Origin of the sequence: Serinicoccus hydrothermalis (assembly GCF_001685415.1) — a bacterium.
Lineage (GTDB): Bacteria > Actinomycetota > Actinomycetes > Actinomycetales > Dermatophilaceae > Ornithinicoccus > Ornithinicoccus hydrothermalis.
In genome coordinates this window covers 3518710-3535158 of the sequence record NZ_CP014989.1, presented here as the reverse complement: position 1 = coordinate 3535158, position 16449 = coordinate 3518710, and the positions used below count along the sequence as shown (strand labels likewise).

Annotated in this window: 22 protein-coding genes and 2 tRNA genes; 7 read left to right on the top strand and 17 right to left on the bottom strand. The window is 71.3% G+C overall.

Annotation, left to right across the window (positions count from 1 at the left end):
* The first annotated feature begins 27 nt into the window (after positions 1-27).
* Positions 28-261, top strand: a complete 234-nt coding sequence (locus SGUI_RS16590) for an Lrp/AsnC ligand binding domain-containing protein (protein WP_066642188.1) — start codon at positions 28-30, stop codon at positions 259-261.
* Complete coding sequence (locus tag SGUI_RS16585) at positions 240-722, top strand: DUF3515 family protein (RefSeq protein ID WP_083190776.1); 483 nt, start codon at positions 240-242, stop codon at positions 720-722. The genes SGUI_RS16590 and SGUI_RS16585 overlap by 22 nt, the downstream gene beginning before the upstream one ends.
* A gap of 27 nt (positions 723-749) precedes the next feature.
* Here SGUI_RS16585 and SGUI_RS16580 read toward each other — a convergent pair whose 3' ends face one another.
* Genes SGUI_RS16580 through SGUI_RS16570 form a run of 3 tightly spaced genes read right to left on the bottom strand, consistent with a single transcriptional unit; the run spans position 750 to position 3681 of the window.
* Complete coding sequence (locus tag SGUI_RS16580; RefSeq protein ID WP_066642185.1) at positions 750-1886, bottom strand: D-alanine--D-alanine ligase family protein; 1137 nt, start codon at positions 1884-1886, stop codon at positions 750-752.
* Between the two features lie 50 nt (positions 1887-1936).
* Positions 1937-2938: an NAD(P)H-dependent glycerol-3-phosphate dehydrogenase gene (locus SGUI_RS16575; RefSeq protein ID WP_066642177.1), complete on the bottom strand. Its 1002-nt coding sequence runs from the start codon at positions 2936-2938 to the stop codon at positions 1937-1939.
* Positions 2935-3681 (bottom strand): lysophospholipid acyltransferase family protein, encoded by a 747-nt coding sequence (locus SGUI_RS16570; protein ID WP_066642175.1) that lies wholly within the window; start codon positions 3679-3681, stop codon positions 2935-2937. The genes SGUI_RS16575 and SGUI_RS16570 overlap by 4 nt, the downstream gene beginning before the upstream one ends.
* A gap of 37 nt (positions 3682-3718) precedes the next feature.
* Here SGUI_RS16570 and cofC point away from each other — a divergent pair, with 37 nt between their 5' ends.
* Entirely contained in the window at positions 3719-4396 is a 678-nt protein-coding gene (gene cofC / locus SGUI_RS16565) for a 2-phospho-L-lactate guanylyltransferase (protein ID WP_237141396.1), read from the top strand.
* Positions 4397-4432: 36 nt separating this feature from the next.
* Complete coding sequence (locus SGUI_RS16560; protein WP_066642173.1) at positions 4433-4663, top strand: hypothetical protein; 231 nt, start codon at positions 4433-4435, stop codon at positions 4661-4663.
* 25 nt (positions 4664-4688) lie between these two features.
* Here the strand turns inward: SGUI_RS16560 and SGUI_RS16555 are convergent, their stop codons facing one another.
* The 3 genes from SGUI_RS16555 to SGUI_RS17600 form a co-directional block, all read right to left on the bottom strand.
* Complete coding sequence (locus SGUI_RS16555; RefSeq protein WP_066642167.1) at positions 4689-5378, bottom strand: HU family DNA-binding protein; 690 nt, start codon at positions 5376-5378, stop codon at positions 4689-4691.
* A 368-nt stretch (positions 5379-5746) separates the two neighbouring features.
* On the bottom strand, positions 5747-6193 hold the full coding sequence (locus SGUI_RS16550; RefSeq protein WP_066642164.1) for a hypothetical protein: 447 nt from the start codon (positions 6191-6193) through the stop codon (positions 5747-5749).
* A complete protein-coding gene (locus SGUI_RS17600; protein WP_157621896.1) occupies positions 6124-6918 on the bottom strand; it encodes a hypothetical protein in 795 nt (264 codons plus the stop codon). The genes SGUI_RS16550 and SGUI_RS17600 overlap by 70 nt, the downstream gene beginning before the upstream one ends.
* 289 nt (positions 6919-7207) lie before the next feature.
* Between SGUI_RS17600 and SGUI_RS16540 the strand changes: the two genes are divergently transcribed.
* The gene (locus tag SGUI_RS16540) at positions 7208-7621 is read left to right on the top strand and encodes a hypothetical protein (protein WP_066642156.1); all 414 of its coding nucleotides are present in this window, start codon (positions 7208-7210) and stop codon (positions 7619-7621) included.
* A gap of 11 nt (positions 7622-7632) precedes the next feature.
* Here SGUI_RS16540 and SGUI_RS17595 read toward each other — a convergent pair whose 3' ends face one another.
* From SGUI_RS17595 to SGUI_RS16525, 4 genes are all read right to left on the bottom strand, one after another.
* The gene (locus tag SGUI_RS17595; protein ID WP_157621895.1) at positions 7633-7812 is read right to left on the bottom strand and encodes a hypothetical protein; all 180 of its coding nucleotides are present in this window, start codon (positions 7810-7812) and stop codon (positions 7633-7635) included.
* Between the two features lie 156 nt (positions 7813-7968).
* Positions 7969-8349 carry a PH domain-containing protein gene (locus SGUI_RS16535; protein ID WP_157621894.1) on the bottom strand — a complete coding sequence of 127 codons (381 nt, stop codon included), beginning with the start codon at positions 8347-8349 and terminating at the stop codon, positions 7969-7971.
* A 109-nt stretch (positions 8350-8458) separates the two neighbouring features.
* The gene (locus tag SGUI_RS16530) at positions 8459-9067 is read right to left on the bottom strand and encodes a recombinase family protein (RefSeq protein ID WP_066642152.1); all 609 of its coding nucleotides are present in this window, start codon (positions 9065-9067) and stop codon (positions 8459-8461) included.
* A 130-nt stretch (positions 9068-9197) separates the two neighbouring features.
* Positions 9198-9680: a hypothetical protein gene (locus SGUI_RS16525; RefSeq protein ID WP_066642149.1), complete on the bottom strand. Its 483-nt coding sequence runs from the start codon at positions 9678-9680 to the stop codon at positions 9198-9200.
* Between the two features lie 470 nt (positions 9681-10150).
* Between SGUI_RS16525 and SGUI_RS17255 the strand changes: the two genes are divergently transcribed.
* On the top strand, positions 10151-10483 hold the full coding sequence (locus SGUI_RS17255; protein ID WP_418314005.1) for a tyrosine-type recombinase/integrase: 333 nt from the start codon (positions 10151-10153) through the stop codon (positions 10481-10483).
* A gap of 41 nt (positions 10484-10524) precedes the next feature.
* On the opposite strand, the gene SGUI_RS16515 is transcribed toward SGUI_RS17255, so the two are convergent.
* The 5 genes from SGUI_RS16515 to clpS form a co-directional block, all read right to left on the bottom strand.
* A tRNA-Glu gene (locus SGUI_RS16515) sits at positions 10525-10597 on the bottom strand.
* A gap of 85 nt (positions 10598-10682) precedes the next feature.
* Positions 10683-10754: transfer RNA gene (locus SGUI_RS16510), tRNA-Gln, on the bottom strand.
* A gap of 93 nt (positions 10755-10847) precedes the next feature.
* On the bottom strand, positions 10848-12404 hold the full coding sequence (gltX, locus tag SGUI_RS16505) for a glutamate--tRNA ligase (RefSeq protein ID WP_066642145.1): 1557 nt from the start codon (positions 12402-12404) through the stop codon (positions 10848-10850).
* Positions 12405-12512: 108 nt separating this feature from the next.
* Complete coding sequence (locus SGUI_RS16500; protein ID WP_066642140.1) at positions 12513-13097, bottom strand: DUF2017 domain-containing protein; 585 nt, start codon at positions 13095-13097, stop codon at positions 12513-12515.
* Between the two features lie 4 nt (positions 13098-13101).
* Complete coding sequence (clpS, locus tag SGUI_RS16495; protein ID WP_237141395.1) at positions 13102-13434, bottom strand: ATP-dependent Clp protease adapter ClpS; 333 nt, start codon at positions 13432-13434, stop codon at positions 13102-13104.
* 68 nt (positions 13435-13502) lie between these two features.
* Between clpS and SGUI_RS16490 the strand changes: the two genes are divergently transcribed.
* A complete protein-coding gene (locus SGUI_RS16490; RefSeq protein WP_066643645.1) occupies positions 13503-14759 on the top strand; it encodes a nicotinate phosphoribosyltransferase in 1257 nt (418 codons plus the stop codon).
* Between the two features lie 66 nt (positions 14760-14825).
* Here the strand turns inward: SGUI_RS16490 and SGUI_RS16485 are convergent, their stop codons facing one another.
* The gene (locus SGUI_RS16485) at positions 14826-15407 is read right to left on the bottom strand and encodes an isochorismatase family protein (RefSeq protein ID WP_066642138.1); all 582 of its coding nucleotides are present in this window, start codon (positions 15405-15407) and stop codon (positions 14826-14828) included.
* 26 nt (positions 15408-15433) lie between these two features.
* Entirely contained in the window at positions 15434-16321 is an 888-nt protein-coding gene (locus SGUI_RS16480) for an RDD family protein (RefSeq protein WP_066642135.1), read from the bottom strand.
* Positions 16322-16449: the final 128 nt, after the last annotated feature.

The window sequence follows — 16449 nt, the reverse complement described above, 5'->3', positions numbered from 1 at the left end:
AACCGGTCCCGAGCAGGAGGAAGCACGGTGGTCAAGGCATACATGCTCGTCCAGACCGAGGTCGGGCTCTCCGCGAGCGTCACCCGGGCGGTCCGCGAGCTGGACGGGGTCGAGAGCGCCGACGACGTGGCCGGGCCCTACGACGTCATCGTGCAGGTGCAGGCACCGTCCGTGCAGGAGCTCGGTCGGGGGGTCATCGCCCACGTCCTCGAGGTCCCCGGGATCACCCGCACCACGACGTGCACGGTCGTCGAGCTCTGAGGCCGCGGCCCGCGGCGCTGCTCGCCGCCCTGGCGCTCGGCTCGCTCGCCGCCTGCGGCGAGTCAGCGGTGCGCGCGGTCCCCTTCGACGCCTCGGACTCCGAGGTGTGCCAGGAGGTGGCCGCGCTCTGGCCCGAGACGATCGGCCCCTACGAGTCCCGGGTGACCGCGGTGCAGTCCGAGGGGGTGGCGGCCTGGGGCGACCCGCCGATCGTCGCCCGGTGCGGCAAGTCGCCGCCCGGCCCGACGACGGACCCGTGCATCGACGTGGGCGGGGTCGACTGGGTCGCGACGGTGCTCGACGACGGGGGCACGATGTTCACGACCTACGGCCGCGACCCGGCGATCGAGGTGCTGGTCCCCGAGGTCTACGACAGCCACCCGCTGCTGCTGCCGCCGCTGGACGACGCGGCGCGCGTGGTGCCGCAGACGCTGGGTGAGTGCTCCTCGCCGCAGGGCTGACCGCCAGGGGTATGCCGGCAGAGAGGCTCAACGCAGCCCGAGCGGGCGCTCCAGCGCCAGGGTGATGAGCTCGTCGACCAGCTCGGGATAGCTCACGCCCGAGGCGGCCCAGGCCTGGGGATACATCGAGTAGGGCGTGAAGCCGGGCATGGTGTTGATCTCGTTGAGGACGACCTCGCCGCGCGGGGTGACGAAGCAGTCCACCCGCGACAGGCCCTCGGCGTCCGCGGCCTCGAAGGCCAGCGCCGCGACCCGGCGGACCTCGTCGCGGACCTCGTCGGGGATGTCGGCGGGCGCGGTGATCTGCACGTTGGCCTCGTCGAGGTACTTCGCCTCGAAGTCGTAGAAGTCGTGCCCGCCGCCGACGACGATCTCCCCGCACTCGCTGACCCGGGGCGGTTCGGTGCCCCGGCCGCCGAGCACGCCGCACTCGATCTCCCGGCCCTCGATGCCCTGCTCGACGAGCACCTTGGGGTCGTGGTCGCGGGCCTTCTCGACCGCGACCTCCAGCTCCTCGGGGCGCTCCACCTTGACCACGCCCATCGAGGATCCGGCCCGCGCGGGCTTGACGAAGACGGGGAAGTGCAGCGAGCTCGCGGCGTCCAGCGCCGCCGCGCGATCCCGCTTCCACTGCCGGTCGGTGATGAGGGCGTAGGGCCCGACCGGCAGCCCGGCGGAGGCGAAGAGCACCTTCATGACGTGCTTGTCCATCATGGCCGCCGAGGCGAGCACCCCGCAGCCGACGTAGGGCAGGTCGGCGAGCTCGAGCATCCCCTGGATCGTGCCGTCCTCCCCGAACGGACCGTGCAGCAGCGGGAAGACGACGTCGACCTGCCCGAGCGACCCCACCTGCCCGTCCGGGCCGGTCCAGGTCCACTCGTGGTCGACCCCGCCGAGCGGCACGAAGACCTGGCGCCCGGTGTCCTCCACCTGCGGCAGCCGACCGTCCCGGATCTCCAGCGCCTCGGGGTCGTCGTCGACGAGCACCCAGTGACCCTCGCGGGTGATGCCGACCGGCACGACGGCATACCGCTCCCGGTCCAGCGCCCGCAGCACGCTGGCGGCGGTGGCGCAGGAGATCGCGTGCTCGTCCGAGCGACCGCCGAAGACGAGGGCGACCCGGTGACGGGTGTCGGTGCTGGTGGGCGAGGTCGGGGCGTCCATATCGGCCCGAGCCTAACCAGTCGGCGGGCCGCCGGCCCCCAGGCGCACCGTCAGTGCCGCTCGTGCTTGCGGGCCCGCGTCATGAGCTCGCCCGTGAGCCGCTCGGGGGTGATCTGCCCGGCCACGACAGCGGTGACCCCTTGGCAGATCGGCATCTCCACGTCCTGGCTGGCCCCCAGCTCGACGACGCTGCGGCAGCTCTTGACCCCCTCGGCGGTCTGGTGCGGCACCGCGAGCACCTGCTCGATGCTCTGACCCTGACCCAGCGCGACACCCACCCGGTGGTTGCGCGAGAGCGGGGACATGCAGGTCGCGATGAGGTCGCCGACGCCGGCCAGCCCCATGAGGGTGGCCGGGTCGGCCCCCAGCGCCTGCCCGAGCCTGGCGGTCTCGGCGAGCCCGCGGGTGATGAGGCTGGACTTCGTGTTGTCGCCGTAGCCGAGCCCCTCGGCCATCCCGACCGCGAGCGCGATGACGTTCTTCACCGCCCCGCCGAGCTCGGCGCCGACGACGTCGGTCTGGGTGTAGGGCCGGAAGTAGGGGGTCATGCACGCGGCGGCCACGCGGTCGGCAGCGGCGTGATCGGCCCCGGCGACCACGCTCGCGGCCGGCTGGCGGGCGGCGATCTCCCGGCTGAGGTTCGGGCCGGTCACGACGACGATGCGCTCCGCTGCGACGCCGCCGTCCTCGACGACCTGGCTCATCCTCAGGCCTGTGCCGAGCTCGATGCCCTTCATGAGGGAGACGACGGGGACGTCCGTCGGCAGGTGGCCGCCCCACTCGGCGAGGTTGGCACGCACCGTCTGCGAGGGGACGGCCAGGACGACGAGGTCGGCACCGGCCGCGGCCTCCGCCGGGTCGGTCGTGGCGGTGACCACCGGGTCCAGCTCGATCTCCGGCAGGTAGTCCGGGTTGCGCCGCCGGTCCCGTATGCCGTCGGCGATCTCCGGGCGTCGCGCCCAGAGGACCACCCGCTCGGCCCCCGCGTCGGCGAGGATCTGCGCGAAGGCGGTGCCCCAGCTGCCCGCCCCGAAGATGGCGGCGCGCGTCATACCTCGGGCTCCTCCGGCCGGCTCGCCGCGTCGAAGGGCCGGTCCGGGGGCTCCTCCCCGCGGATCTGCGCCAGCTGCCGGGTGATCGCGGTCATGACGCGTCGGGTCGCCTCGGCGTGGGCGCGTGGCTCCTCGGCGCGGTCGTAGAGGTCGGAGAGGTCCACCGGCGGTCCGGCGCTGACGTGCTGGACCGGCCGCTTGAGCAGGTTGCCCGGCCGGCGCGCGTAGTGCCCGAGCACCTCCTGGGCACCCCACTGGGCGACGGGTACGACGGGGGCCCGGCTGGTCAGCGCCAGCCGGCCCACCCCGGACTTGGCCCTCATCGGCCACAGGTCCGGGTCCCGGGTGAGCGTGCCCTCGGGCATGATCGCGATGCACCGACCGGCGGCCAGGGCCGCCCGGGCCGCCTCGAGCGCGTCGCCGGCGCGCGAGCTCGCGCGGTAGACCGGGACCTGCTCCAGGTGCCGCAGCGCCCCCCCGAGCAGCGGGACCTCGAAGAGGCTGGACTTGGCGAGGAAGAAGGGTGCGTAGCCGTGGTCGACGAGGAAGTGGGCCAGCATGACCGGGTCGACCTCGGAGTAGTGGTTGCCCGCCACGATGAAGCCCTCCCCCTGCGGGAGGTTCTCCCCGCCGGACCAGTCGCGGCGGGTCACACCCATGAGCACGGGGCGCAACGTCGCGATGACCGCGTGGTAGGACCAGGGCACGGCCTGGCGCAGGGGCTGGCGTCTCACGCGGGTCATCTTTGCATCTGCGGGCGGTGCTGGCGAAGATGCTGCCGTGCGTGAGCAGACGGGACCGGACCGGGCGGTGCAGGGATGGCGCCTGGTGCTGCCGGTCCAGCGGGCCGAGCGCGCCAAGACGCGGCTGCTCGCGCCGGACGGCGTCTCCCGCCCCGAGCTCGCGCGGGCGATCGCCCTGGACACCCTTGACGCGGTATGCCGTGCCCTCCCGCCGGAGCGCGTGACCGTCGTGACCGACGACGCTGGCGCGGCGGGACGCGCCCGCGAGCTGGGCGCCGTCGTCGTGCCCGACCCCGGCGCCGGGCTTGACGCGGCGATCGGCCGCGGGCTGGAGGACGCCGCCCGGCGGGCGGGGGCGCTCGAGGGTGCCGACGGGGATCTTCCCGGGGGCGGCTGGGCCGTGCTCCTCGGGGACCTCCCCGCGCTGCGGCCGGAGGACCTGCGCGCCGCGCTCGCCCGGTGCGGTGAGCACGAGCGGGCCGTGGTGCCGGACGCCGAGGGTCAGGGGACGGTGCTGCTGACCTCGACGCGGGGCATACCTCGTCCGCAGTTCGGGGCCGGCTCGGCGGCGCGGCACGCGGTCGACGCGACCTTGCTGGAGCTCGACCTGCCCCGGCTGCGGCGCGACGTCGACCGCGTCGAGGACCTGCGGGAGGCGCTGCGGCTCGGGGTCGGGGCGCGCACCCGGGCCCTGCTGGGCTCCACCGCCGCCTGACGGGTCCCCACCAGCCCGACGACCTACAGTGGGCCCATGCAGGCCAGCGTGCACACCTACGACCTCGAGGGGCGCGACGGCACCGTGCTGCTCGACACCGGGCGCGTGCTGCCCTTCCCGGCCGCGGTGATGGACGCCAGCGGCCTGCGTCACCTGCGGGTGGGTCAGCGGGTCAGCATCGAGGTCGACGGCGACCCCGAGGACCTGGGCACGAGCCTGACCCGGCTGTGGATCGTCGGCATCGGCGCGGGCGAGACCATCACCTGACGCGCCCGGCGTCCCCCTGGGGGCGTCAGCCGTCCTTCTTCTTCTTCTTCGCCTTGTTCTTCTTGCCCTTGCCCTTCTTCTTGCCGCCCTTGACGACCTCGTCGTTCTTCACCCTGGCCAGCTGGGCCTTCTTCGCCGAGATCATGCCGGCGGTGATGTCCTCGCCGCCGGAGAACACCCGCCCACCGCTGCTGGTCGTGTCGCTCGCGGCGTCGTCCGGGGCCGGGGCCTCCTCGGACTTCTGCCGGCGCACGCTCGAGGGGGTCCCCGTGGGCGCGCGGCGCTCCCGGTCACGGTCCGACGCGGACCGCTTCTCCGACGCCTGAGCCCCGGTCCGCCCCGAACCACCGCTGCGTCGCACCGTGCTCGGCGTCCCGGTCGAACCACCCTCGCCCTCCGTCGCGGCCCGCGCCCCCGCGAGGCCCCGCGCAGGCAGCGTGGACGGGTCGCCGACGACCTCCTTGAAGGTGCTGCCGGGCCGGAAGCGCGGCGTCCGCGTGCCGGCGATGGGCACGCTCTCCCCCGTGCGCGGGTTCCGACCGGTGCGCGGGGCCCGCTCGACCTGCTCGAAGGTCCCGAAGCCGCTGATGCCCACGCTGCCGCCGGCGGCCACCTCGCGCAGCACGATGTCCACCAGGGCCTCCACGGCCGCGCCGGCCGCAGCGCGCCCGCCCACGCGCGGTGCCAAGGCCTCGATCAGGTCCGTCTTGTTCATCCCCCTAGCCTCGCCCAGGTCGACCCCGGACCGCCAGCGTGGGCGCCGCGCGTCCTCGGTATGCCCTCGGCCCGGACATGCGGAAGGCCCCCACCGCTGCTGCGATGGGGGCCTTCCGACACGGGTAGCCCCGACGGGATTCGAACCCGCGCTACCGCCTTGAGAGGGCGAGTCTGGGCTGTACGACTACTTGTGACTATCGTGAAAACCCTTCGCTGACAAGGGGATTGGTCTACGAGTGTTGTTGGTTGGTGTGGGGAGGTTGCGAACGGTTCGTGTACCCGATGTGTACCGCACTTGCTCTCTCCCCTGTTCCAGAAGGCTGCCGGGGGGGCGCCACTTACTGACCGATCTTTACGGTGACCCCCTTACGCGGCGTTCCGCGTGAAAAACGTTGCACCCCACAAGACTAGCCGCCACTCGCCGTCCTCGTTCGGCGCAGCCGCCCGCCCATCGGCCCCTTCTCGTATCCACCTCATCTCCGGAGAGTATGAGGACCCGTTGACGACGATGCGCAGCCCGACAAGGCAGACCGCAGCCCCGCTGTGGCGGAGCGACTCGATGGCGTAGTCCTCCAGCGTGTGATCCTGATACTCCTGCCGCACTTGGCCGGGGCTCACCGTCTGAGTCATCCTGGTGACCACCTGGGCCATGCCCCCGTAGTTCCCCCGCTTCCAGGCGTCGAGGTATCCGCTAGCCGCCGCATAGACCGGGTGGGCGGTGAGTGATGTCTGGTCATCCGAGGTCAGCACGACGGGCGAGAACTCCGCCAGCGCGGCGTTCGTCTCCGCGTTGGCCCTGAGTTGCTGGGCCATCTCTCTCCAGGTCGGGTCGGGCGGCTTCGCGGCCTCCTTCTTCTCCGCTTCAAGGGAGCCAGCCCAGTCCGCCACGGCGAAGAGCCGATTCCAGGCTTTGGTCGCGACGACGACATTGTTGTAGTTGTCAGCATCCCGTGCACGATCCCGTTGCGGTAGACCTCGTAGACCGGATCGTCGTTGCGCGCCTTGAAGGACTTGGTGAAGGTCGCATGCGCTGCGCTGAGTCCTTGGTGATGCCCCACGACGCTGTTCCAGGCGTCCATCTCGTCCGGCTCGCGGGTATGGAGCCCCCTGCGGTTGGCTGGGTCGAGATCGTTCACGAAGCCGTCCATAGCGCTGAGCAGCACCTGGACCACCGCGTAGTAGCGTCCAGCCTGATAGTCCTCCAGCGCCCACCGCAGCAGATGCATCCGGACTCGCAGCCCGGGGTGCCCGTGCAGCCGCTTGACCAGGCGAGGCAGGCGATCCCCGTCCTGATACCACGCGATGAAGGCTTGTTCTGCGCCTTCTGGATCGTCCACGTGGTCCGCTACGAGGTTAGCCATGTCATCGAGCGCGAGATCGTCGTGGAAGACCCAGTGGCGGGGACCGAGGAGGGCATAGAAGCCGTCAACGGTGCTAGCCATGTAGTCGAGTTGGGCAGGGAGGTCCTTCAACAGGTGGCGCTCTTCCTTGGGCAGAAGAACCTTCAGCAGCCGCATCCCCAAGAGTTGCTGCTCCAACTCCGTGAACCTTGGCAAGTCGCGTGCCGATCCGTACGCCATGCTGACCTCCTCTTCTTGGTCCATTCTCTCCGACGAGGTGTCGGCGGGGGCCAGCGTCCGCTGGCGTGTCGCCGCGCCCAACGCCTGTACACGCTCGGTCGATAGATGGTGCCCCCCTGTCCGACCGACCTGGGAAGGTAGAGACACCCAAGAGAGAGAAGACCGTCATGATCCGTCGTGACCCTGGCCCAGACGCCAATGACAGCGGGGACTGCCGCCAGGCAGAGGGACCGCAGCGGGGGACGAGGTGACCGGCTGGTCGGCGGCCCTGGTCCCCTTGCTCTCGGCTGTCCTCGGGGCGGTGGTCGGTGGTCTGGTGGTGCACCGGCTCAGCGTCCAGCGTGACGTGCTCGGGGCTCGCAGGTCTCAGCGCATCGAGTACCTGGTGAGCGCCTACCGGCGACTCAGCGACGCCGCAAACCGCCTCCCAGGTCTTTCAGACGAGCGCATCGCCGGGCTGGAAGGGGCGCTGGCGGACATAGTGCTGCTCGGAGAGCCAGCAGAAATCGAAGCCGCGAGGCAGTTCATGCTCGCCATGGCTCAAGGGCAGGGCGGCGCTGGCCTTGACCCGGTGCTCGTGGCCCTGCGAGCGAGCCTACGAGCGGAGATTGGACTGACCCAGCACCCCCTGCCCAAGCCGTACAACCTGCGGATGGGCTAAGGCACGCAGGATCATCCATCAGACCCGTCCTCTTCAATCCCCGGCCCATCGAGATAGACCGGTGCGCTCCCCTCAGGCAGCAAAACCTCATTGTTCTCGACCCGTGTCGCGCCTGTCCCCTCGCCCTGGGCTGCACGCAGGGCGGCCACGAAGTCGGCGTGGGAGAGGCTGCGCACCTGCTCGCCGGTCAAGGCTCGCACCTCAGCGAAAACAACGGAGGGGGCACCGCTTTCATCTAACCTTCGCGGCATGCGTTGCTTCTCGCTGGACCCCTTGCCGAGGTGCAGGCGCTTCCATCGAACTGCGGGGGCGGTGCTGATCTGCCCAGGGTGGGGTGCGTCCTGGCCTCAGACGCCATAGCGCGGAGCGGACTGGACCGCGAACGCCACTTCTGGCACCGCCGACTTGATGGCTGCCTCGAAGGCGTCCGGGTCGTCAGGGGTGACGACGGGGCGGACACGGCGACCGAGATCGAGCACGAAGCCGGTCTCCTTGCCCGGGCGACGGGTATCGAGGTTCGCCCAGTAGGACGGTGTGGTTGAGCCCCACAGCCGCCATTTCCCGCCCATCGCCGTCAGCGGGACCCGTTCCACAGCCTCGATACGGGCGAGGGGGACACTCTTGGCGCCCGCCCACGGAAAGTAGTACGCACCGATTGTCAGTGTCGTGCCGTTGACGACCAACCTGCTGTCGCGATACCGCTCATCCTCCGTGGTCACCAGGACCATCTCCCATCCTGTGGATCGGTGCCAATAGCAAGTGCTCACCAGTTTAGCAAGTGGGCCGATCCTGGCGCCTTCGATCATGCTTGGCAGGCATGAGCCGGGGCGCCACCGTCTAACCGACCTTTGCCGCACCCTCTCCATACGCCCCACGGCGGTTCAGCGCGTCATAGAGCGTCTGTCGGCTCACCCCCGCCTCTCGTGCCACCCGCGCTACCGGCACTCCGGACTCGACCTGGGTTTGGGCCTGCTCGATCTGATCTGGGGTGAGGCGGCGTGCCCGGCCCTTGTAGACGCCGCGCTGCTTGGCTAGCGCGATCCCCTCGGCCTGCCGCTCGCGGATCATGGCGCGCTCGAACGCGGCCACGCTGCCCATGACCCCCAGGAGCAGCCTTCCGGTCGGGTCGGACTCACCGGGGCGGAAGGACAGCGACTCGTGCAGGAACCGGACGCTCACCCCTCGGTCGGTCAGCCCGTCCACCAGCGCGTGCAGGTCGATCACCGACCGGGCGAGTCGGTCCATGCTGCTCACCACCAGCGTGTCGTCCTCGCGCAGGTGGGCCAGGAGAGCGGCAAGTCCGGGGCGGTCGGCGGTTGCTCCGCTGCACTGGTCCTCGAAGATGCGGTCGGGCTCGCCCACGGCCTCGCGGATGCTCTGGTGCTGGCGCGCAGGGTTCTGGTCCGTGCTGCTGACGCGCACGTATCCGACTACCTGTCCGCTCACGATCTAGACCCTCCTGTCAGTTCTGTCCATCTACGCCTCTACCAACCTCAGCCGGACGGGTATCGTCCCCGCCTTGTCCTGTCCATCCAGCACACCCCAGGCGGACGCGGCGAGAAGGGGGCACCATTTGTCAACCGGCTTTCTCCAGCAGTTCGACCACATCGGCATGCGTAACCGGCTCGCCCCGCAGCAGCCGGGCGGCCACGGTGCGCACGGCGGGCAGCACTGCCTCCATCTCCCGGAGCCAAATCTCGTCTGAAGGTTCGATGCCGAAAGACCGAATCTCCTGCCAGTGCTGCCGGACAATCTCGGCATCATCGGGCTGGGCGAGCAGGACGCCGATGACGTGATCCGGAAACGTCGTCCCGTCCTCGTCCTCAACATCGAGCGGCAACCCCTCGGGCCAGCCGAACCGGGCCTCGGCCCAGGGCCCCGCCCACGCGATGAAACCGCTGTCGGCGGGCTTTGATCGGTGATTCGTAAGGCCCTGGCCGTGGACGGCTCCGAGGGCCACGGCGGTCAGACGCGACTCCCCCCTCATGCAGGCGGCGGTAGCGTGCCCGGCCTCATGATGGGCGGCAAGGACGCGGGCGGCCAGATCGTCATCGGTCATGCCTGGACCTGTTCCCCACGCCGAGCAGGTCCAAGCCGTGCACCAAGAACGTCGTCCAGTCCATCCACCGCCCTCGCCCTCGCCTTATCCATGCGCGTCCCCGCGCGCTCAGTACCGTCGAGCACCGCTCCAGCAGTCCGCTCGGCTGCGGCGTTGGCACGCTCCCGCAGCGCAGCCCGTGCCAGTGTCCGATGCCCCTCGGTGCCGTCCTCCAGCCAGCCCTCCAGCGCCGCGTCGGGTGTGCGTGGGTTCCGTGCCAGCGCACGGGCGATGGACAGGTCACGCCTCCGGTCAAGTTCGCTCGCCATGCCCGCGAGGGCCTCGTGCGGGGTGGAGCGATGCCCGGCGACTGCTAGCCTCACGCGCTGGTCCTCATCGCCACTGAGCAGGTCGAGGGTCTCGGGCGAGCAGCCGAGCACGCACGGGCGGGGTCGCCTGACGACCTGCTGTTCACCGGGCGTCGAGGGGCGGTGCTGAGAGCACAGACGTTCCAGCGGGCGACGCTGACAGAGGCCGCAGAGAGGCTGGGCATCCCCGGCTTCCACCCGCACGAACTCCGGCACACGGCAGCCAGTCTCGCCATCGCCTCGGGGGCGGACGTGAAGGTGGTGCAGCAGATGCTTGGTCACAAGTCCGCGACGATGACGCTGGACCTCTACGGGCACCTGTTTGGGGACCGCCTGGACGTGGTGGCGGACGCCATGGATGCCGCTCGATCCACCGAACTCAGCACGAGACCCGATGCTGGTGTGTACCCGTTGTGTGCCGGAGCCTCTGCTATGGACCTCTCCACCGGAGCCTAGAAACGGCGAAACCCCTGGGTGACCAGGGGTTTCGCTCGATGTAGCCCCGACGGGATTCGAACCCGCGCTACCGCCTTGAGAGGGCGGCGTGCTAGGCCGCTACACAACGGGGCCGTGTCCGGCGCGTTCGGCGCCGAGGGGAGAGCCTACCCGAGCGGGCAGGTCTCCACGAAATCCGGAGCCGGGCTCCGATCTCGCGCTGGGGTACCAGGACTCGAACCTAGAACAACTGAACCAGAATCAGCCGTGTTGCCAATTACACCATACCCCAAGGGGGTATCCCCGCCCCTTTCGGAGCGGCGAACCGAGGAACAATACTACCGTGCCCGGCGGGCCCGACCCAAATTGCCAAGCCGCCTGGGGGTCAGAGGCTCCGGCGCAGCCGGGCGAGCCGGTCCAGGGTCTCCTCCTTGCCCAGGATCTCCATCGACTCGAAGAGCGGTGGGCTGATCCGCTGCCCGGAGACGGCCGTCCGCAGCGGCCCGAAGGCGAACCGCGGCTTGAACCCCATCCCGTCCACGAGAGCCTCCCGCAGCGCCGCCTCGATCCGGTCGTGGGTCCACTCCACACCCCCGCCGAGCGGCTGCGGGGCGGCACCCGAGATCGGCTCGAGCGCCGCGATGGCCGCGTCGAGGACGTCGCCGGCGTCGTCCTTGAGCTGGCCCCGCGCGTCGTCGGCGATCTCCAGCTCCTCGCCCCGGACGTAGAAGGGACGCACCATGGGCACCGCCTCGGAGAGCACCTGGATCCGCGTCTGGATGAGGTCGGCGACCGCCTCCAGCCGCGCCAGCTCACCCATACCCGACTGCTCCCCCAGCACCCCGGCCTCGCGCAGCACCGGGAGCAGCCGGGAGGTGAACTCGGCGAGCGAGAGCCGCCGCAGGTGGTCCCCGTTGAGCGACTCGGCCTTCTTCTGGTCCCAACGTGCAGGGTTGGGGTTGACGTCGCGGACGTCGAAGGCCTCGACGAGGTGCTCGGGGTCGAAGATGTCGCGGTCCGGCCCGATGGACCAGCCGAGCAGCGCCAGGTAGTTGATCATCCCCTCGCGCACGAAGCCGCGCTCGCGGTGCAGGAAGAGGTTGGACTCCGGGTCGCGCTTGGACAGCTTTTTGCTGCCCTCACCCAGCACGAGCGGCAGGTGGGCGAAGGTCGGGACCTGCTCGGCCACGCCGATCTCGACCAGGGCGCGGTAGAGCGCGATCTGGCGGGGGGTCGAGGAGAGCAGGTCCTCGCCGCGGATGACGTGCGTGATGCGCATCATGGCGTCGTCGACCGGGTTGACCAGGGTGTAGAGCGGCTGCCCGTTGCCGCGCACGATGACGAAGTCGGGCACCGAGCCGGCGCCGAAGGTCACCTCGCCCCGGACGAGGTCGGTGAAGGTGATGTCCTCCTCCGGCATCCGCAGCCGCAGCACCGGCTCGCGGCCCTCGTCGCGGAAGGCCTGCTTCTGCTCCTCGCTGAGGTCGCGGTCGTGGTTGTCGTAGCCGAGCTTGGGGTCGCGCCCGGCCTCGCGGTGCCGCGCCTCGACCTCCTCCGGCGAGGAGAAGGACTCGTAGGCCAGGCCGGCGTCCAGCAGCCTCCGGGCCACGTCGGCGTGCAGGAGCGCGCGCTCGCTCTGCCGGTACGGCCCGTAGGGGCCGCCCACCCCGGGACCCTCGTCGTAGTCCAGGCCGAGCCAGTCCAGCGCGTCGACGATCTGCGCCATCGACTCCTCGCTGTCCCGCGCGGCGTCGGTGTCCTCGACCCGGAAGACCAGGGTGCCGCCGTGATGGCGCGCGAAGGCCCAGTTGAACAGCGCCGTGCGGGCCAGGCCGACGTGCGGCGTCCCGGTGGGGCTGGGGCAGAAGCGGACCCGGACGTCGGCGCCGGTGGCCTCGTCCTGCTCGGTGCTGGACACGGGGGCGGAGTGCGTGCTCGTCATGATGGGCGCCAGCCTACTTCGCCGACCGCCCTCTTTTTCGACTGTGGGAATCGTCGCCATGGCGACGATTCCCACAGTCGAAGTCGGGGAGAGAGGGACGGTATGGCCTCAGCGCGCCATGAGCGCCAGCGTCACCGACTCCTGGACCCAGGAGAGGAAGTCGTAGTAGGCCATCTTCTGCGCGAGCGCCGGGTCGAGCTCGCTCTTCCCGGCCAGGGCCTGCTCGAGCTCCTCGTGCAGCCGCTCGGAGTCCTCGTCGGTGCGCAGCCCGAGGCGCTCCCCCAGGATGAGCCGCGCGTCGGTGAGCGCCACGACGAGCGCCCGCGCCTCCTCCAGGTCGAGGTCGAGCCGGGGTGGCCGCGCCGCCTCCAGCGCGTTGATGGCGGTCGACAGGGTCGCCGCCTTGCGCTGGCGCAGCCCGTGCTCGGTGAGCCGGCGGAACTCGGCGGCCTGCTCGTCGTCGTCCCGGGAGGCCGGGGGCAGCAGCCGCCGCAGCGCCGGGTCGCTCGGCTCCTCGGGGTCGATCTCGTCGCCCAGCCCGGCGACGAGGTCGAGGAAGGGGTCGCCGGTCTCCGGCCGCTCCGGGGCCACGAAGTCCCTGGTCAGCCCGAGCACGTGGACGAGCACCTCGATCTCCTGCGCCTCGAAGGAGGCGACGACCCGGTCCTTGCGCCGGCGGAACGCGCGCGCCATACCCTCAGTCGTCCTTCTGGAAGGTCGCCCAGAGGCCGTAGCCGTGCATCGCCTCGGTGTCGGCCTCCATCTTCTCCCGGGAGCCGGTGGAGACGACCGCGCGACCCTTCGTGTGGACGTCCATCATGAGCGTCTCGGCCTTGCTGCGGGTGTAGCCGAAGTGCGTCTGGAAGACCCAGGTGACGTAGTTCATGAGGTTGACCGGGTCGTTCCACACCAGCGTGATCCAGGGGGTGTCGGCCTCGGGCCGGTCCAGCACGGCGACCCTGCCCTCCTCCTGCGGGGAGGTCTTCGGGTCGGCCGGCGGAGCGGGTGGGCTGGGGGTGTCGATCGGCACGCCCCCCACCATAGGCTGCGGGGGTGAGCCCGAGCACCGCCCTGCTGACCGACCACTACGAGCTGACCATGATCCAGGCCGCGCTGGCCAGCGGCCACGCCGACCGCCGCTGCGTCTTCGAGGCCTTCGCGCGCCGCCTGCCCGACGGTCGCCGCTACGGCGTCGTCGCGGGCACCGGCCGGGCGCTCGAGGCGCTGCGCGACTTCCGCTTCGGCGAGGAGGAGATCGCCTTCCTGGCCGAGCACGAGGTGGTGGACCGGCCGACGCTGGACTGGCTCGCGGACTACCGCTTCACCGGCGACATCTGGGGGTATGCCGAGGGCGAGGTCTACGTGCCCGGCTCGCCGCTGCTCGTGGTCGAGTCGACCTTCGCCGAGGGCGTGGTGCTGGAGACCCTCTTCCTGTCGATCCTCAACCACGACTCGGCGGTCGCCTCGGCCGCCTCCCGGATGACCGCGGTGGCGCACGGCCGCCCGTGCATCGAGATGGGCAGCCGCCGCACGCACGAGGAGTCGGCGGTCGCGGCGGCGCGCGCGGCATACCTCGCGGGTTTCGCCTCCACCTCCAACCTCGAGGCGGGGCGCCGGCACGGGATCCCGACCATGGGGACCGCCGCGCACTCCTACACGCTGCTGCACGACGACGAGCGGCAGGCCTTCGCCACCCAGCTGCAGAGCCTGGGCCTGTCGACCACGCTGCTCGTCGACACCTACGACGTCACCGGCGCCGTCGAGCTGGCGGTCGAGCTGGCGGGGGCGCGGCTCGGCGGGGTGCGGCTCGACTCCGGCGACCTCGTCAACCAGGCCTTCGAGGTCCGTGCCCAGCTGGACTCCCTCGGCGCCACCGGCACCCGCATCGTCGTCACCTCCGACCTCGACGAGCACGCGATCGCGGCGCTGCACGCGGCGCCGGTGGACGCCTACGGCGTCGGGACCAAGGTCGTCACCGGCTCGGGGCACCCGGCGGCGGGCATGGTCTACAAGCTGGTCAGCCGGGAGAACGGCGCCGGGCAGATGGAGGGTGTCGCCAAGGCGAGCAAGGACAAGGCCAGCGTCGGCGGGCGCAAGTATGCCCTGCGCCGCCGGTCCGCGGCGGGGCTCGCCACCGAGGAGATCATCGGCATCCAGGAGCAGCCGGCCGACGACGGCGACGACCGCACGCTGCTCGTGCCGCTGGTCGAGCGGGGCGAGGTCGTGGCGCCCACGGACGTGCATACCGCCCGGGCCCACCACGAGCGGGCCCGGGCCGAGCTCCCGCAGAGCGCGCTGCGGATGTCCCACGGCGAGCCGGCGCTCCCCACGACCTACCTCGACGACTGGAGCTGAGCGACCCCCTCCTCCATGTGCCGGTGCCCGCGCCACTCGTCGCCGACGACCGGCGCGGGAGTGAGGTCAGCCGGCGGGGACGATCTCGACGCCTGCCTCCCGCATCTGCGTCAGGGCGGCCTCGGTGCTCTCCGGGGCGACGCCCGCGCACAGGTCGAGCAGGAGGGTGGTGGCCAGCCCCTCGCGGCGGGCGTCCAGCGCCGTCGCCCGCACGCAGTGGTCGGTCGCGAGGCCGCAGACGTCGACCTCGGTGACCTGGCGCTCGCTCAGCCAGGCGGCGAGGCCGACCTCGCGCCCCTCGACCTCGGTGCTGCCCTCGAAGCCGGAGTAGGCCGCCTCGTGCCCGCCCTTGCGGAAGACCGCCTGGACGTGCTCCAGCGCCCCCGCGAGCTCGGGCCGGAACCGAACACCCTCGGTGCCCACCTCGCAGTGCACCGGCCAGGAGTCGACGAAGTCGGGCTCGCTCGACCAGTGGTCGCCCGGGTCGACGTGCCAGTCCGCGGTGCCGACGACGGCGGCATACCGATCGTGGTGCTGCTCGACGTGCCCGCTGATCCGGCGGGCGACCTCGACGCCCCCGGTGACGGGCAGCGAGCCGCCCTCGCAGAAGTCGTGCTGGACGTCGACGACGATGAGGGCGCGGCTCATGACCTGGGACCTTCCTACGGGGGCGCTCAGCGCGAGCGGACGACGTTGGTGCGCGCCGCCTTGTCGTGCAGCGCCTGCTTGTCCTTGTCCCAGACCGGCCACAGGACGTCGAGAATGGTGAACAGGCCGAGGAAGCCGAGGATCGGCACGAGGGTGCCGAGCAGGTTGGGGCCCTGGTAGACCGCAGACCGCAGCAGCGTCGCGCGCCAGGTCGGCAGGCCCGGCTGGTCGCGCAGCCGCACCCGCAGGCCGGTGAGCAGCTTGCCGACGGACCCGCCGAAGAACTTCACCATGAGCACCTCGTAGGCGATGCCGACCAGGGCCACGATGAGGCCGAGGCGCAGCAGCCAGTCCTCGAGCACGACCGGGACCGCGCCCGTCGGGTCCGGGTCGAGCGAGTAGTCCTGCAGCGCCTCGGTCAGCTCCGGCGTCGCGGTGAGCGTGACGAGCACCGTGGAGAGCCCGAGGGCGAGGACGAAGTCGATGAGCCGCGCGCCGAAGCGGTGCCACCAGCCGGCCAGCGGCTGGCCGTCCGGGGTGGTGGCGCCGGGCTGCGGACGGTATCCGCCCGGGACGGGGCCGCCCTCCCACTGGCCCTGGTAGGGCTGCTGCCCGGTCTGACCGGCATACGGGTTGGGCTGCTGATAGCCATGCTGACCGCCCTGGCCCCAGGGGTTCTGGCCCCAGCCCTGCTGACCCTGGCCCTGCTGACCGGGGGCCTGCCCCCAGCCCTGCTGGGCGTAGCCGCCCTGCGCCTGCCCCTGGTCACCGGGTTGCTGCGTCTGCGACTGGCCTACCCGGTCGAGGTTGGGCTTCTGCTTGGGCGCCGTGTGCGAGGTCCACTGCACGCCGTCCCAGTAGCGGAGGTTCTGCTCGTCCTGCGGGTCGTCGTACCACCCTGCCTGCTGACTCATGGCGCCAGACTATCCGCGCAGCGCGTCCGGCCCGAGCACCTCCCTGTGCACGCCACGCCCGCCCCAGGCATACCTGTGCACGCCACACCAGCCCCAGGCATACCTGTGCACGCCACACCAGCCCCAGG

What these genes read in the sequence shown, in the direction of transcription:
- SGUI_RS16580 (WP_066642185.1), bottom strand. Translation starts at nt 1,886, where the DNA reads ATGGACGCCCCGACCTCGCCCACCAGCACCGACACCCGTCACCGGGTC.
- SGUI_RS16575 (WP_066642177.1), bottom strand. Translation starts at nt 2,938, where the DNA reads ATGACGCGCGCCGCCATCTTCGGGGCGGGCAGCTGGGGCACCGCCTTC.
- SGUI_RS16570 (WP_066642175.1), bottom strand. Translation starts at nt 3,681, where the DNA reads ATGACCCGCGTGAGACGCCAGCCCCTGCGCCAGGCCGTGCCCTGGTCC.
- SGUI_RS16560 (WP_066642173.1), top strand. Translation starts at nt 4,433, where the DNA reads ATGCAGGCCAGCGTGCACACCTACGACCTCGAGGGGCGCGACGGCACC.
- SGUI_RS16555 (WP_066642167.1), bottom strand. Translation starts at nt 5,378, where the DNA reads ATGAACAAGACGGACCTGATCGAGGCCTTGGCACCGCGCGTGGGCGGG.
- SGUI_RS16550 (WP_066642164.1), bottom strand. Translation starts at nt 6,193, where the DNA reads ATGGCCCAGCAACTCAGGGCCAACGCGGAGACGAACGCCGCGCTGGCG.
- SGUI_RS16535 (WP_157621894.1), bottom strand. Translation starts at nt 8,349, where the DNA reads ATGGTCCTGGTGACCACGGAGGATGAGCGGTATCGCGACAGCAGGTTG.
- SGUI_RS16525 (WP_066642149.1), bottom strand. Translation starts at nt 9,680, where the DNA reads ATGACCGATGACGATCTGGCCGCCCGCGTCCTTGCCGCCCATCATGAG.
- gltX (WP_066642145.1), bottom strand. Translation starts at nt 12,404, where the DNA reads ATGACGAGCACGCACTCCGCCCCCGTGTCCAGCACCGAGCAGGACGAG.
- SGUI_RS16500 (WP_066642140.1), bottom strand. Translation starts at nt 13,097, where the DNA reads ATGGCGCGCGCGTTCCGCCGGCGCAAGGACCGGGTCGTCGCCTCCTTC.
- SGUI_RS16490 (WP_066643645.1), top strand. Translation starts at nt 13,503, where the DNA reads ATGATCCAGGCCGCGCTGGCCAGCGGCCACGCCGACCGCCGCTGCGTC.
- SGUI_RS16485 (WP_066642138.1), bottom strand. Translation starts at nt 15,407, where the DNA reads ATGAGCCGCGCCCTCATCGTCGTCGACGTCCAGCACGACTTCTGCGAG.
- SGUI_RS16480 (WP_066642135.1), bottom strand. Translation starts at nt 16,321, where the DNA reads ATGAGTCAGCAGGCAGGGTGGTACGACGACCCGCAGGACGAGCAGAAC.